General features: G+C 63.2%; 14 protein-coding genes and 1 tRNA gene. 3 read left to right on the top strand and 12 right to left on the bottom strand.

The genetic code is table 11. The annotated features are described in order from the left end of the window. Window positions 1–54: 54 nt before the first annotated feature. Entirely contained in the window at window positions 55–252 is a 198-nt protein-coding gene (locus AC56QQ_RS21170; protein WP_497123231.1) for a hypothetical protein, read from the bottom strand. A 197-nt stretch (window positions 253–449) separates the two neighbouring features. Then, window positions 450–1,064, bottom strand: coding sequence for a hypothetical protein (locus AC56QQ_RS21165; RefSeq protein ID WP_489860937.1), 615 nt, complete (start codon window positions 1,062–1,064; stop codon window positions 450–452). Between AC56QQ_RS21165 and AC56QQ_RS21160 the strand changes: the two genes are divergently transcribed. Both AC56QQ_RS21160 and AC56QQ_RS21155 read left to right on the top strand, forming a co-directional pair. Continuing rightward, entirely contained in the window at window positions 1,045–1,626 is a 582-nt protein-coding gene (locus AC56QQ_RS21160; RefSeq protein WP_497123230.1) for a helix-turn-helix domain-containing protein, read from the top strand. The genes AC56QQ_RS21165 and AC56QQ_RS21160 overlap by 20 nt on opposite strands. A gap of 186 nt (window positions 1,627–1,812) precedes the next feature. Beyond that, window positions 1,813–2,274 (top strand): YbaK/EbsC family protein, encoded by a 462-nt coding sequence (locus tag AC56QQ_RS21155; RefSeq protein WP_497123229.1) that lies wholly within the window; start codon window positions 1,813–1,815, stop codon window positions 2,272–2,274. Window positions 2,275–2,386: 112 nt separating this feature from the next. On the opposite strand, the gene AC56QQ_RS21150 is transcribed toward AC56QQ_RS21155, so the two are convergent. From AC56QQ_RS21150 to AC56QQ_RS21130, 5 genes are all read right to left on the bottom strand, one after another. Continuing rightward, a tRNA-Pro gene (locus AC56QQ_RS21150) sits at window positions 2,387–2,463 on the bottom strand. Then, window positions 2,454–3,788, bottom strand: coding sequence for an O-antigen ligase family protein (locus AC56QQ_RS21145; RefSeq protein ID WP_497123228.1), 1,335 nt, complete (start codon window positions 3,786–3,788; stop codon window positions 2,454–2,456). The genes AC56QQ_RS21150 and AC56QQ_RS21145 overlap by 10 nt, the downstream gene beginning before the upstream one ends. Then, window positions 3,785–5,320, bottom strand: a complete 1,536-nt coding sequence (locus tag AC56QQ_RS21140) for an undecaprenyl-phosphate glucose phosphotransferase (RefSeq protein WP_489860942.1) — start codon at window positions 5,318–5,320, stop codon at window positions 3,785–3,787. The genes AC56QQ_RS21145 and AC56QQ_RS21140 overlap by 4 nt, the downstream gene beginning before the upstream one ends. Before the next feature lie 97 nt (window positions 5,321–5,417). After that, window positions 5,418–6,548, bottom strand: coding sequence for a glycosyltransferase family 4 protein (locus AC56QQ_RS21135; RefSeq protein ID WP_497123227.1), 1,131 nt, complete (start codon window positions 6,546–6,548; stop codon window positions 5,418–5,420). Window positions 6,549–6,559: 11 nt separating this feature from the next. Then, complete coding sequence (locus AC56QQ_RS21130; protein ID WP_013532220.1) at window positions 6,560–7,123, bottom strand: polysaccharide biosynthesis/export family protein; 564 nt, start codon at window positions 7,121–7,123, stop codon at window positions 6,560–6,562. A gap of 257 nt (window positions 7,124–7,380) precedes the next feature. On the opposite strand from AC56QQ_RS21130, the gene AC56QQ_RS21125 reads away from it, so the two are divergent. Continuing rightward, entirely contained in the window at window positions 7,381–9,630 is a 2,250-nt protein-coding gene (locus AC56QQ_RS21125) for a GumC family protein (protein ID WP_497123226.1), read from the top strand. A gap of 39 nt (window positions 9,631–9,669) precedes the next feature. On the opposite strand, the gene AC56QQ_RS21120 is transcribed toward AC56QQ_RS21125, so the two are convergent. The 5 genes from AC56QQ_RS21120 to AC56QQ_RS21100 form a co-directional block, all read right to left on the bottom strand. Beyond that, window positions 9,670–10,506: a GNAT family N-acetyltransferase gene (locus tag AC56QQ_RS21120; protein ID WP_497123225.1), complete on the bottom strand. Its 837-nt coding sequence runs from the start codon at window positions 10,504–10,506 to the stop codon at window positions 9,670–9,672. Window positions 10,507–10,511: 5 nt separating this feature from the next. Next, entirely contained in the window at window positions 10,512–11,258 is a 747-nt protein-coding gene (locus AC56QQ_RS21115) for an aspartate/glutamate racemase family protein (protein WP_497129076.1), read from the bottom strand. Between the two features lie 2 nt (window positions 11,259–11,260). Then, window positions 11,261–12,079, bottom strand: a complete 819-nt coding sequence (locus tag AC56QQ_RS21110) for an ABC transporter permease (protein ID WP_489860946.1) — start codon at window positions 12,077–12,079, stop codon at window positions 11,261–11,263. Between the two features lies 1 nt (window position 12,080). Further along, the gene (locus tag AC56QQ_RS21105; protein ID WP_497123224.1) at window positions 12,081–12,992 is read right to left on the bottom strand and encodes an ABC transporter permease; all 912 of its coding nucleotides are present in this window, start codon (window positions 12,990–12,992) and stop codon (window positions 12,081–12,083) included. Between the two features lie 87 nt (window positions 12,993–13,079). After that, complete coding sequence (locus AC56QQ_RS21100; RefSeq protein WP_497123223.1) at window positions 13,080–14,369, bottom strand: ABC transporter substrate-binding protein; 1,290 nt, start codon at window positions 14,367–14,369, stop codon at window positions 13,080–13,082. Window positions 14,370–14,383: the final 14 nt, after the last annotated feature.

Below are 14,383 nucleotides of genomic sequence, written 5' to 3'. Positions count from 1 at the left end.
CGAGAAGACCAGCCTTGAACAAGAAGCCAAGGCAGGTCTTCTCGTTGGCAGTGCTTAGTAGGCCTTCTTCACGATCTTCTTCACGTGGTGGTGATGATGAACGTGGTGATGGCGGTGGTGGTAGCGATGATGATGGTGGTGACCATGATGCTTTGCCATCGGGGCAGCATCCGCGCTCGTCGCGCCAATCACCGGCGCCGTGAAAGCAAGTGCAACCGCAAGCCCGAGGGCCGAGAGGAGGGACTTCTTCATGGAACGTTTCCTTTTTTAGCAGGCTGACATAAACCGGGGCGACAGCCCGACCGCCGCGAATGGGATTACGCTCCTGAATTTTTTCGTCAGTATTTCCCGACTGTAGATTTTTGTGTCTGGACTGTTTCTGACGAAACGGGCTTCCACCACCATCATCGACAAAGGCCGAAAGGCCGTGACCTTGCCGCTTGTTTCGCCTACATCGGCGGAACCACACCGTTGTTTCCGACCACGACGCGACCGGCGCTCAGTGTGCCGTCACCGTCACGCTGAGCGACAACGAAGACCGTCGCGCCTGGCTTGAGATCGGTCGGCGTGGCGGTCGCAAAGGTCACGACAGGCGTGTTGTCGGGTATCGAGATCTTCTTTGTCTGCCCATTGTCGTAGGTCAGTGTGACGGCTCGCCCGTTTATATCGGTTACGTCGGCGACGGTGCCGTTGGTCATGCGGCTGTTTGGCTGCAGGTCCCAGGGACGGTCACCCTCGCCAGTGCCTTTCAAAGCGGCTGGAAAGACCACCACCTCCAGGGCGCCGCTGCCGCCATCCGCTTTCGAGACGGATGCGACGCCGAGGAAATCACCCTGCTTGATGTCCTTCACGGATGCGCTGGCGACGCCCGAGATCTTCCAGCCGGCATCAAGCTTGATCGCATCTGTATCGCCCTGGCGGGTTTTCACGGTGAGCAGCGATGACTCGAAGCTGACCACCGTGCCGCGCACCCGCAGCGCGTCCGCCGCTTGGGCGCCGGCCGTACCGGCAACGGTGAGGCTGGAGATGGTGCCGAGCACGACCATGAATGTCTTGAAGTTCATTGCAGAAATCCTTCCGGGAAAGAGCTGGCTGGAACCGGATGGTTTTCACGCCAGCGCATTAGAACAACGAACAGGTGGGCCGAAACCACTGGGCAAAAAGGGGTCCGGGCATTCAAAACAACTTGATCGCGGCGTGCGCGCGAGGCGGCCGCGCGGGCGCCTGGTTCACGATACCGTGACGGTCCGATTGGCACTTGGCAAATTGCCGTCGAGCGGGCATCTTCTCGATCGTCTCAGGCAACATCGTCATTTTACCAAACTCTTTCAGCCCACGGAGTTGCCAATGCCCCACAATGCAAGAAGCGAAGCCCTCTCCGAACCGGTAGCCAACGGGATCGGGCCAGATTACAGCACCCTCAAAGCGATCCGGGAGACCCTCGGATACAGCGTGGAAAAGTTGTCCCTGACCTGCGGTCTGGCGGCCGACGAGATTCAGGATATCGAGAACGGCAGGGCGGCCGATCCGTCGAAGCTGCGTCGTATTGCGTCCGCGCTTCGACTTCCACACGACGCTTTCATCGGTTCAGACGTGCGCGCCGCACAAGGTCGATCCCTGGCATAAATCAGCACCAGGCATGCCCACGGAACCCGCCAGGCTATACCCTTGGCGGGTTTGTTTGTTGGTGCAGCAGTGTCCCTGCCGCTGCGGCTTGCTGATTGGTATATCGCCCGTGTTTATGCGCGTGGGCAGATTCACTGTTGCCCATCCAAGTCCGCCGTCCAAGCTTTTAACCGTGGGTTTTTCGATATGAGCCTGGAATCCGTTCGTGCCTTCTTTGCCGCCCAAGCGCCCGACATCGACGTCATCGTGACGGAGGCGAGTTCGGCGACAGTGGCGCTGGCGGCCGAGGCGCATGGCGTACTGCCGGCGCAGATCGCCAAGACGATCTGCCTTCGCGTTGGCGACCGCACCATGCTCGTCGTCACCAGCGGCATCGCCAGGCTGGACAACCGCAAGTTCAAGGACCAGTTCGGCGGCAAGCCGCGCATGCTGGATGCTGAGGAGGTTGTCGCCGCCACGAGCCATCCTGTCGGCGGTGTCTGCCCGTTCGGCCTGCCAGCGCCGCTGCCGGTCTACTGCGACGTGTCGCTGCGCGGATTCGACGAGGTCGTGCCCGCCGCCGGCGCCACCAACGCCGCCGTGCGACTTGCGCCGCAGCGCGTGGTTGTCCTTACCGGCGCCGAATGGGTTGATGTGTGCCAGGGTTAGACAAACGGGTCGGATTCGGCCCGAGGCCTTAGCAAACAAGGCAACAGACACGATTTGAGATTGGCTGAGCGTCTGATGAGGCGGACTTTTGGGGGCAAGTCCTGCTTTGAATTGGTCGGAGTGGCCGGATTCGAACCGACGACCCCTTGACCCCCAGTCAAGTGCGCTACCGGGCTGCGCTACACTCCGGACCGGTCGCGATGTATCGTGATAACCCCGCTCGGGTCAACCGAATTCGGCGACTTTTGTCTTGCTGCGATTGCGGGTGAGGGAGAACCCGGCAATGCCGGCCGCAACAGCCGCTGATGCTGGTATTCCAGCGCGATTGCGCCCCAGATCAGCCCGAGCAGCAGATAGACGTGGCGCCAGTGATCGATGTCGATGAAGGTGCCGAGCCCGATATTGCCGATGAAGGCGACATAGGCGCACAGGAGATAGGGCTGCCACGGCCGGTCGCGCAGCAGGATGCGGAAACCGGCCGCTATCGTCCAGGCGACGAGCGTCAGGAAAGACACGAAGCCAAGCCAGCCATAGTCCATCAGCATCTTCAGCCAGATGTCGTGCGTGTCTTCGCCGAAGATCGTGCCGAAGACCAGCGGGCCGATGCCGAACGGGTGCTCGAGCGCCATCTGGAAGCCGATTGCGTAGCGGGCAAAGCGGCCGAGACGGGCCGTGTCGTAGCTCTGTTCGAGATGGGCGCGGTTGGAAAACATCTCCGCCACGCCCGGCAACTGCAAGATGACGATCATGGCGATGACCAGCAGCGATAGCGCGGCGATCGTCATCACCACGACGCGCAGCCGGAACATGCCGCTGGCGCTCTGCAGGAACAGGCAGCCGGTGAGCAGGATGGCCGAGACGGCGAACATGCCCCAGGCGCCGCGCGAGAAGGAGAAGAAGATGCCGGCGGTGATGATCAGCAGCGGTACCGCCAGCAGCGGCATGCGCGGGATCGGCCCGGTCAAGAGCAGGTAGAGCAGATAGATGCCAGGCAGCACGAGGAACGGCCCGAAGACGTTCGGGTCCTGGAAGGCACCGGCGGCACGGTCGTATTTGGTGAACATCTCCGCGCCCGGGAAGGCATGGAAATAGCCCGCAATGCCGAGCAGCGAGGTGATCACCGCCGACACGACATAGGCAAAGAAGATCAGCCGGTAGAGGCCGGGTTGCACCGCCGTCACCGAGGCGAAGAACACGGCGGTGAAGGCGAGAAACAGCGAAACGGAGAGATAGAGCGGGGTGTTGGCGAGGTCAGACATTTGCGTCATGGCGATCATGCCGCCGATGTTCATCGTCACCAGCAGTACCAGCAGCGGCAGCGCCGCACGCGAAATCCTCAGGCCGAAGAGCGCCCAGATGGCGATCAGCCCCGCCATGTAGAGTTCATAGGGCGCCGGTTCGCTGATGACGAAGCCGGACAGGAATATGCCGAGGAAAACCGCCGCCGATGAGATCAGCGCGATCAGCTTGGCGTTGACAGCCCCCAGTGGCAGCTCGTGGGAAATCGCGCTCAATAGGCGTTTTCCGTGTTCAGCAGCCGGATCGGCGTCAGGAACAGGATTCGCAAGTCGAACAGCAGCGACCAGTTCTCGATGTAATAGAGGTCGTACTCCGTCCGCATGCGGATCTTCTCGTTGGTGTCCATCTCGCCGCGCCAGCCATTGATCTGCGCCCAGCCGGTAACGCCGGGCTTGACCTTGTGGCGGGCGAAATAGCCGTCGACCACTTCGTTGTAGAGGAGGTTGTGAGACTGCGCGGCGATGGCGTGCGGGCGCGGGCCGACAAGCGACAGCGAGCCCAGCAGCGAATTGAAGAATTGCGGCAGCTCATCGATCGAGGTTTTGCGGATGAAGCGGCCGACGCGGGTGACGCGCGGGTCGTTCCTGGTCACCGTCTGCTTGGCGGTCGGGTCCGACCGGTCCGTATACATCGAGCGGAACTTGTAGACCTCGATGATCTCGTTGTTGAAGCCGTGTCGTTTCTGGTGAAACAGCACGGGTCCCTTGCTGTCGAGCTTGATGGCGATGGCGGTCGCCAGCATCACCGGAGCGAACACGACGATGCCGATGAGGCTGAAGACGATATCGAAGGCACGCTTGGCGACCGAATCCCAGTCGTTGATCGGCTTGTCGAAGATGTCGAGCATCGGCACGGAGCCGATGTAGGAATACGCGCGTGGACGAAATTGCAGTGCGTTCGAATGTGCCGACAGGCGGATATCGACCGGCAGCACCCACAGCTTCTTCAACAGCTGCAGCACGCGCGATTCGGCCGTCAGCGGCAGCGACACGATCAGCATGTCGATGCGGGCGATGCGGGCGAACTCGATCAGTTCGGAAATGGTGCCGAGCTTTGGATACCCGGCGACGATGGGTGGTGAGCGCTTGTCGCCCCGATCGTCGAAGATGCCGCAGATACGGATGTCGTTGTAGGGCTGCTTCTCGACGGAGCGGATCAGGATTTCCGCTGCCTTGCCGCCGCCGACGATAACGGCGCGCCGCTCCATGCGGCCGTCGCGCGCCCAGCGCCGGATCAGCTTCGACATCACCAGCCTGAGGCCGAAGATGAGGACGAAACCGACGACGAACCAGGTGCCGAACAGCAGCCGCGAGTAGTCTTCCGACATCTTCATGGCGAAGGCAGTCAACGCCATCAGGGCAAAGGTGCCGGCCCAGACCACCAGGACGCGGCTAAAATTGGCGATCGGCCGCATCAGGGCAAAAACCTGGTAGCAGTCCGTGACGTCGAGCAGCACCACGGCAAGGAAAGACGTGGCGGCGATCGCCAGCGGGTACTGCCAGGCGAGATAGTTGAAGAACCCAACGTAATAGAAATAGGAGCAGAGCCCCGACAGGAACAGCAGCCCGAATTCGACCATGCGCAGGACGCCGCTGACCATGATCGGCGACATCGTATCGCGCCTGTACTGTGACGCGACCTGGCGGGCGACATCGTTCATGCCGCCGGGCGTATCGCCGTCGGTCGGGGCGTCGAATTTACGCACCGCCTCTGCTGAAAAGCGGTGCGCGGGGTCGATCTCGTTCATGGGGCTTTTCCGCAAGCTTCCCTGCGGTGAATAGCAAAAGAGAGCTAAGAAACCCTTGAAACAACAGGTGGCTTTGGAATGGCTTGGGGTTTGCGCCCTACTTGTTGAGCGCGGCGAAATAGGCCTTCTCGATCTCGGCGGCCATCACATCGGCACCGAAGCGCGCCTTGAGGCTGGCCTCATCGGGCATCAGGTTGCGATAGGCGGCGGGGTCGGCCAGCGCCTGGCTCATCTTGGCCGCAAGCTCGATCGGGTCGGGCCGGATCAGGGCAGGGGAGTCGGCGCCGAAAATCTCCGGTATGCCGCCGACCGCCGTGGCGATCATCGGTTTTCCCGCGGCAAGCGCCTCGAGGACGATATAGGGCATGGCTTCGGCGCGCGACGGAACGACCACGAGCGCCGCCAGCGCGAAGGCTTCCCCGGCAGGCATCGGCGGCAGGAAGCGGACATTGCCGTCGAGCCCGAGGCGCTTCACTTGCCCATGGTAACGCGGCAGGTCGTCACCGTCGCCCACCATGACCGCGGTAAGCGCGCGGCCGAGCTGGGGCCCGGCCGCGGCCAGCGCATCGATGAAGATGTCGGGTCCCTTCAGGTCGCGCATCATGCCGATATAGAGCAGATCGGCACCGTCGGCCCCGGTGATCACCGGCTCGAACTCGGCGGCGCGCAGGCCGTTGTAGACCAAGGTGTTCGGGATCGGCGGTTCGCCGACCTTGCGGCGATAGGTTCGCCTCTCGTAGTCGGAAACAAACAGCAGGCAGTCGGTGAAGCGGGCCATGAAGCGCTCGAGCGCGAAGAACAGCTTTCCGGTGGTCGTGTTCTCGTCATAGTGGAGGGAGCCACCATGCGGCGAATAAAGGCGGGCTACGCGAGACCTTGATACCCGCAACAATGAGCCGAACAGACGGGCATAGGCGCCACCCTTGGCGCCGTGCCCGTGCAGCACGTCCGGCCGCAATTCCTTGATGATCCTGTAAGTGCGCCAGGCCGACGTCGCGTCGCCCGGGCCGACATGACGTTGCATCGGCGTGCGATGGATGCCGAGCGCCAGCATATCGTTCATCTGCTCGAACAGGCGTTCCTCGAATTCTCCACCTGTCGTCGAATCGCAGACGATGCCGACCGAATGCCCGGCGGCGACCTGCGCCTCGGTGAGGTCGCGCACATGCCGGAAAATTCCTCCGACGGGTGAACGAAAGCAATGGACGATCCTGAGTTTGTCCGTCACGTGGTGGTTCGTCAGAAGAGACGTTCGCGGACGTAGACGGTATCTCCGGGCAGCAGCGGGTCGGAAGTGACCACGCGGCCGGTCATCACCTTGCCGTTGATGTCGCGGGTGATGTCGACGCTTTCCTGGTTGGCGCGCGGTGTGAAACCGCCGGCAATGGCGATCGCCTTCTGCACCGTCAGGCCGGGGACGTAGGAATATTGACCGGCAGCGCCCACTTCGCCCATGACGAAGATCGGCCGGTAGCGGTCGATCTCGACCGAGACGTCGGGATCGCGCAGATAGCCTTGTCGCAACTTGTCGGCGATTTCCTTTTCCATCTGCTGTGCGGTGTGGCCGCGGGCCGGTATGGCGCCGACAAGCGGGAAGGAGAGATAGCCGGATTGGTCGACGCTGTAGGTATTGGTCAGCCCATCCTGTTCGAACACGGTGACGCGGACGCGGTCGCCAGCGCCGAGGCGGTAGGGCTGATCGAGCACCTCATGGAAGGCTGCCGGCGTCGGCCGGTAGCTGGAGCAGCCGGCAAGCATCGATACGGCAAGCAGCGCGCGAAAGAGGGAAGCAGTGCTTTTCATGACCGGACACGTACCTTCGACTGGTCGCTGCAGCGTCGCCGCAAGCTCGGGGATCGAGTTCGTTATCATCCTGTTAGGGTTAATGGCCGGTAAAGGAGGCGGCGGATACGTCGGGCGCCGGCAAGAGTTTTTGCGGTCTTTGGCGGTTTTGTTTGTTGCTCTCCAGCAAACCCTAACGGGAGCTTACCGTGATCTTAACGGCTGAGTTACCATAGTTGTTTACGGTGCATCCTGACCCAGTACCGGAGTAGGGATGCATGTCCGTTCAGTCCGCGGCCGCAGATGTCGACGTCGATCTCAGGCAGCTCTTCGCCAGCCTGGCGAGGAACTGGCTGCGCATCCTCGTCGTCGCGCTGGTGGTGACCGGCGCGGCTTTCGCGTTCGCCTCGATGGCAACCCGGCACTACAAGGCCCAGGCACAAGTGGAGATCATTCCGCGTGAATCGGTCTACACGCGGCCGGCCGGCAACAACGACACCGACAAGCCAATCCTCGATGAGTCGGGCATTGCCACCCAGGTCCAGATAATCTCCTCCAACGACATCCTCAAGCAGGTGGCGCAGAAGCTCGATCTGGCGAAACTGCCGGAATTCGATGAAGCAGCCGGCATGTCATCGTTGAGTCGCCTGCTGGTTCTGGTCGGGTTGAAGAGCGACCCGATGGACGTACCGGTCGACGAGCGCGTGCTAAAGAAGATGCGTGAGAAGCTCAACGTCTATGGCGTTGAGAAAACCCGCATCATCGCCATCGAGTTTTCTTCGCTGGATCCGACGCTTGCAGCGGCGATCCCTGACGCCATCGCCGCTGCCTATATCGCCGGGCAAGGGACAGCCAAGCTCGAATCCAATGCCGCGGCCGCTGACTTTCTGGCGCCGGAGATCGCCGACTTGCAGCAGCAGGTCAAGGCTGCCGAGGCCAAGGTCGCGACCTACCGCGCCCAGTCCGATCTTCTGATGGGCGGCAACAACTCGGTGCTGGCCACGCAGCAGCTTGCGGAATTGTCGAGCGAACTGTCGAAAGTGCGTGGCAACCGCGCCTCGGCGGAAGCGACCGCGGACAACGTGCGCAAGGTGCTGCGGAATGGCGGTTCGCTGGATACGGTACCGGAAGTCCTGGCATCGGACCTGATCCAGCGCCTGCGAGAGCGACAGGTCGAATTGCGCTCCAACATCGCCGACCTTTCCACGACCCTGCTCGGCAATCATCCACGCATTCGCGCGCTGAAATCGCAACTGGCCGATCTCGATGCACAGATCCGCAGTGAAGCCGAGAAGATCATAAAGGGCCTGACGGCGCAGGCCGATACGGCCAAGGCGCGCGAGAGCCAGCTTGTCGCCGATGTCAATACGCTGAAGGCGGCTTCGGCGCGCGCCGGCGAGCAGCAGGTCGATCTCGACGCACTGCAGCGCGACGCTGCTGCCAAGCGCCAGCAGCTCGAGCTCTATCTGACCAATTACCGCGAAGCGGCTTCGCGCCAGGATCGCAAGTATCTGCCCGTCGATGCCCGCATCTCCTCAAAGGCCTCGGTGCCGTCCGAGCCCTATTTCCCGAAGGTCCTGCCTATCGTCGGCGCCGCTTTCGTCGCATCGCTGCTGATCATGGCCATTGCGACGCTTCTGCAGGAGCTGTTTTCAGGCCGAGCGATGCGACCGGCGGCGGGTGGCCGTTTCGAGCCGATCGATGAGGTCGCGATGCCGGGTGTCCGCCAGGAACCTGCCGCCCTCCAGGAGATGGGGGAACATCCGGCTGAAGCGGTGGTCGAGCCCGACAAGGCCCCGCTGTCCGATACGACTTCAATGCCCGACACCGTCGTGCCCGATGCGGCCGAGGTGCCGGGCATGGTTGCCGTGCCCGAGGCGGCGCCAGCCGAGCGCATGGCTGCCGAGGCCGAACCGGCACGTTCCCGCCTGGGTGAGATCGACATCGAAAAGGCGGCTGAGAAACTGATCGCAAGCGGGGCCGCGCGCGCCATATTCGTTTCTCCGGAGGGCGATGAGGCAGCCGCATCGGCGGTCCTGGTGGCGCGCGAGGTCTCGGACGCCGGCCTGCGTGTCTTGTTGCTGGACCTGACCGCGTCGGGGGCTGCCTCGCGGCCGATGCTGGACAGCGGTCTTTTCCCCGGCATCACCAACCTGCTTGCTTCGGAAGCGCAGTTCAGCGACGTCATCCATGCCGATCTCTACTCGGACTGCCACGTCATTCCCGTCGGCACCGCCGATCCGGTCCGTGCCATGCGCGCCGCCGATCGGCTGCCGATCATCATGCAGTCGCTGACCACCGCCTATGATCTCGTCGTTGTCGAATGCGGACCGACCGATGCGCAAGGCATCGGCCGTCTGACCGGCGATGCCACCGAGGTCTTTCTCTCGATGCTGGAACCGGACGACGAGGTGGCACAGGCCGCGGTCAAGCTGATTGAAAACGGCTATCCCGACCTGACACTGGTGACGCCGCTCGGCCACGAGCCGCCCGGCAATCCGGTGCCGGGACGGCGCTCCGCCGCGTAAAGGAGCCGCAGACCGCCCGCGGAAGCCGGAAGTCCAGTTCTATCCCAGTTCCAGGGTCGTCACGCCGAATATCCGCTGCTGGCCGAGCTTCGGGGGCGGACCCTTGTACATGCGGGTGGTGGTGAAGGTGGATGAAAAGCCTGCCGCATCGAGCGCGGCGATGAAGTCCACCTTGGCGGCGGGAACGTCGATGTGGAGGTCGTCGCCCTCGCACGCACCCGCCAGCCCTTCCAGCAGGTGCAGCGCGACGCCGATGTCGTCGGCAAACAGCGGGCCGACCTTGAAGCCATCGCGGCACGAGCGCGCGACAGCATAGCCGGTCGTTCCAAGAGATGTGATAACCGCCAGCGCGTGGTGGGGCGGCTGCAGCCATCGCCGCAGGAAGGCGCGCCGGGGGGCGGGAAAGCAGTGGGCATCATAGGCGATGATGTCGGGCACGAGTTCGGTCTTCACCGTCCTAAGTCCGTCGGCCTTGACCGGCGGGCCCGCCTTGCGGCCGCTGTAGCGGATGGTCTCATAGGCCGGGCTGAAGCCCTTGCGCCGGTAATTGGCCTGCTGTTCGGCCACGCCGTCGAGGCCGACGGTTCGACCGGCGAGTCTCTTCATGCCAGCGTTCCAGACCGCCTTGCCGAAGCCTTTGCCGCGCTTGTCCGGCCGGCAGATATAGAGGCCGATGAAGCCGAATTCGCGGCCATAGGCCACCGCCGAGATCGCCGCGACCATTTCGTTGCCGACAAAGGCACCGATGAAGCCTTCGGGGTCCGCCGCCTGGAACATCGCCGCGTCTTCGAGACCAGGGTTCCAGCCTTCCGCCGCCGCCCAGTCGACAAGGACCGTCAGCTCCTGCAGCGACAGCGTGCGGATGGTTGGCTTCATTGCGCTCACTCCGCTGCGACGGCTCCGGGTGAGAAGGATTTCAGCACACCACGATAGGGCTTGGCCAGCGGGCTGGCATAGGCGCCGCGCTTCGATGTCGACAGGCCGAGTGCGATCAGCGCCTCGGCCTGCTTCAGCGCCGCGCCGACGCCGTCGATGACCGGCAGTTCGAACTCCGCCTGCAGCCGGTGCGCGAGATCGGCCATGCCGGCGCAGCCAAGCACGATGGCTTCGGCGCGGTCCTCGTCGATGGCCCGGGCGATTTCGTCGCGCAGCTTGCCGACCGCGCCCGAGGCCGGGTCTTCAAGCGCAAGCACCGGAATGTCGGCGGCGCGCACGCGCGCCCGTCCCGCCATGCCGTAGCGCTGTACCAGCGCCTCGACCGGCACGCGCGAGCGGTCGGTGGTGGTGACGACGCTGAAGCGCTGGGCGATGAAGGACGCCATGCTGAGGGCGGCCTCGCAGATTCCAATGACGGGAATCGCGGCCATGGCGCGCGCCGCATCGAGGCCAGTGTCGTCGAAGCAGGCGATGATGGCCGCCTGCGCGCCGCTCCGCTCACCGGTGGCTATTTCCATCAGCAGGCCGGGCACGGCGAGCGCCTCGTCATAATAGCCTTCGATCGAGGCCGGCCCCATCGATGAGGTCACGGCGACGACCTCGGTCCAGGCGCCGGCAGCCGCGCGCGCCGCCGCCGCGATGGTTTCGGTCATGCTGGCCGTCGTGTTGGGGTTCACCACCAGTATCCGCACGATCAAGCTCTCGCCCGGCGGCGGCCGACATAGAGGATGGCGCCCAGCGTTGCCAGGATCACCAGGAAGGAAAACACGGTCGTCACCGTGCCCAGCGCATAGAGCACCGGCGTCGTGACGTTGGTTGTCATGCCGTAGATTTCCAGCGGCAGCGTGTTGAAGGTGCCCGACGTCATCAGCGTGCGGGCGAATTCATCGTAGGACAAGGTGAAGCCGAACAGGCCGACACCGATCAGGCTCGGCGCGATCATCGGCAGCACGACATGGATGAAGGTTTGCCAGGAGGTGGCGCCCAGATCGCGCGCGGCTTCCTCATAGGCTGGCGAGAAGCGGTTGAAGACAGCGAACATGATCAGCACGCCGAAGGGCAGCGTCCAGGTCAGATGCGCGCCCAAGGCCGATGTGTACCAGGCCGGGCGAAAGCCGATCTGCTGGAAGACAACGCCGATACCGAGCGAAATGATGATCGAAGGGACGACGAGGCTGGCGACCGCCAGGTAGAACAGGGCTGTGGCGCCGCGGAATTTCCGGCGGAAGGCGAGGCCCGCGAGCAGCGACACCACGACGGTGACGATCATCACCATGACGCCCAGCACCAGCGAGCGCCTGAAGCTGCCGCCGAAATCGCCGACCGCCTGGCGTTCGAACAGATTGGCGAACCAGTGCAGCGAGACACCATTGAGCGGAAACGTCAGCCCGCCCTCGGGCCCTTGGAAGGACAGGATCAGGATCGCCGACAGCGGGCCATAAAGGAACAGCACGAAGAGCGTGAAGAACACGGCCAGCACGTAGAATTCGAAGCTGCGTTTTTCGTGGCTCACGTCACAGTTCTTTCCTGATATCGACGATGCGCAGGATGCCGGCGACCATCAAAAGCACCAGCACCAGCAGCACCACGGCGTTGGCGGCGGCCGCCGGATATTGCAGCAGCGACATCTGGTTTTTCATCATCAGCGCCACCGACGCGCTCTGCCCGCCCGACATCACCTGCACGGTGGAGAAATCGGCCATCACCAGGGTGACGACGAAGATGGTGCCGATCGCCATGCCTGGCTTGGCCAGCGGAATGATGACGTTCCACAGCACTTGCCAGCCCGAAGCGCCGGCGTCGCGGGCGGCCTCGACCAGCGAGCGGTCGATGCGCATCAGCGTGTTGAAGATCGGCGTCACCATGAACAGCGTGTAGAGATGCACCATGGCCAGCACGACGGCGAATTCGGAATAGAGCAGCCATTCGATGGGCTTGGGCACAATGCCCAGATGCACCAGCGTCGAGTTGATCAGGCCGTTGCGGCCGAGCACCGGGATCCACGAGATCATGCGGATGATGTTGGAAGTCAGGAACGGCACGGTGCAGACCAGGAACAGCACCATCTGCATGGCCGTGGTGCGGATGTGGAAGGCGAGGAAATAGGCGACCCAGAAGCCGATGAACAAGGTCAGCGCCCAGACGATGGCCGCGAATTTGATGGTGTTGAGATAGGTCTTCCAGGTGACCCAGGAGCCCAGCACGTCGGAATAGTTGGTGGTCAGGAAATCCGGGTACATGGCGGCGAAGTCGTAATCCCAGAAAGAGACGACGACGATCATGATGATCGGCAGCAGCAGGAACGCACCGAGGATCAGCGCCAGCGGCGCCGATTGCAGATAGGGCGTGACGGCGCCGAGCGAGAAGCGGCGGCGCCTGGTGGGTTTCGCGGCGGCGATTGCGGGACGTTCGAGCGCGACTGTCATCAATGCTCTCGGGGTTGACGATGCGGCCTGAGCCGTGTCCCCTTCTCCCATAGGGGAGAAGGGGAAGAGGAGGCGCGCTGGGCTTCCTTACGCCGCGATGAACTCGTTCCAGCGCTTCACCATGTAGCGGTCCTCGTCCATGACGGAGTTCCAGCAGGCAACATGGCCCATGCGCTCCTCGAACGAGCCGCCGTCGCGCAGGGCGCCGGCCTTTTCCATGACGGTGCCGTCGGGCGCCTTGATGTCGCCCTTGGCCGGCTTGCCCTCGATCCAGTAGCCCCACTCGTCCTCGGTCATGAACTTCTTGGCCGAGACCATGTTGGCCGAGTAGTAGCCCTGACGGTTGAGATAGCCGCCGACCCAGCCAGACGTGTACCAGTTGATGTATTCATAGGCCGCGTCGAGCTGCGCGCCCGAGAGATGCGCCGCCAGCCCAAGGCCGCCGCCCCATGAGCGGTAGCCTTCCTTGAGCGGCTGGAAGCGGCAGGCGATACCCTTGGAACGTACGGCGGCGACAGCCGGCGACCACATCGACTGGATGACCACTTCGCCCGAGGCCATCAGGTTGACGCTCTCGTCGAAGGATTTCCAGAAGGCGCGGAACTGGCCGCCCTGCTTGGCCTTGATCAGGAAGTCGATGGTCTTGTCGATCTCTTCCTTGGTCATGTTGCCCTTGTCGGCATATTTGATGTTGCCCATGGCTTCCATGATCATGGCGGCGTCCATGATGCCGATGGACGGAATGTTGAGGATCGCGGTCTTGCCCTTGAAGGCCGGGTCCATGATGTCGGCCCAGGTGGTGATGTCGCGGCCGACGAGATCGGGGCGGATGCCCAGCGTGTCGGCGTTGTAGATGGTCGGCACCATCGTGAACCAGTTGGTCGGCGCCTTGGCGAACACCTTGCTGTCCTGCGCCTCGACGAAGCCGACCGTGTGCGGCGCGGTGCCCTGGGCAATCACGCTGTCGGGCGTCAGCTTGCCGGTTTTGAACAGCGGCACCAGCTCGTCGTAATATTTCAGCTTGCTGACATCCATCGGCTGCAGCACGCCGGTGGGGAACACCTTCTTGCAGATCCAGTATTCGATGTCGGCGATGTCGTAACTGTCGGGCTGGGTCACGGCGCGCTGGGCGGCGGCGTCGGAATCGGTCGCGGTCATCTCCAGCGTGATGCCGAGGTCGGCCTTGCACTTGTCAGCGATGGCGTTGAGGTTCGATACGCCGGTGCCGAACTGGCGCAGCGTGATGTTGGACTGCGCCCAGATGGTCGGGAAGCCGGTGATGGCGCCGGAGCCGGCGGCGAGGCCGACGGCGGCCGCACCTGTCTTGAGCAGCGCGCGGCGCGATATGCCTGTCTTGGCTTGGGTGGTGTTTGTCATGTCTATTCCCCTTT

It is taken from the genome of Mesorhizobium sp. RCAM 05099, from assembly GCF_059683685.1.
This window is presented reverse-complemented; position numbering and strand designations above follow the sequence as displayed.

Excerpts from the sequence above, each read along its gene's own strand:
- AC56QQ_RS21170 (WP_497123231.1), bottom strand. The coding sequence starts at position 252 with ATGAAGAAGTCCCTCCTCTCGGCCCTCGGGCTTGCGGTTGCACTTGCT.
- AC56QQ_RS21160 (WP_497123230.1), top strand. The coding sequence starts at position 1,045 with ATGAATGTCTTGAAGTTCATTGCAGAAATCCTTCCGGGAAAGAGCTGG.
- AC56QQ_RS21165 (WP_489860937.1), bottom strand. The coding sequence starts at position 1,064 with ATGAACTTCAAGACATTCATGGTCGTGCTCGGCACCATCTCCAGCCTC.
- AC56QQ_RS21155 (WP_497123229.1), top strand. The coding sequence starts at position 1,813 with ATGAGCCTGGAATCCGTTCGTGCCTTCTTTGCCGCCCAAGCGCCCGAC.
- AC56QQ_RS21140 (WP_489860942.1), bottom strand. The coding sequence starts at position 5,320 with ATGAACGAGATCGACCCCGCGCACCGCTTTTCAGCAGAGGCGGTGCGT.
- AC56QQ_RS21130 (WP_013532220.1), bottom strand. The coding sequence starts at position 7,123 with ATGAAAAGCACTGCTTCCCTCTTTCGCGCGCTGCTTGCCGTATCGATG.
- AC56QQ_RS21125 (WP_497123226.1), top strand. The coding sequence starts at position 7,381 with ATGTCCGTTCAGTCCGCGGCCGCAGATGTCGACGTCGATCTCAGGCAG.
- AC56QQ_RS21120 (WP_497123225.1), bottom strand. The coding sequence starts at position 10,506 with ATGAAGCCAACCATCCGCACGCTGTCGCTGCAGGAGCTGACGGTCCTT.
- AC56QQ_RS21105 (WP_497123224.1), bottom strand. The coding sequence starts at position 12,992 with ATGACAGTCGCGCTCGAACGTCCCGCAATCGCCGCCGCGAAACCCACC.
- AC56QQ_RS21100 (WP_497123223.1), bottom strand. The coding sequence starts at position 14,369 with ATGACAAACACCACCCAAGCCAAGACAGGCATATCGCGCCGCGCGCTG.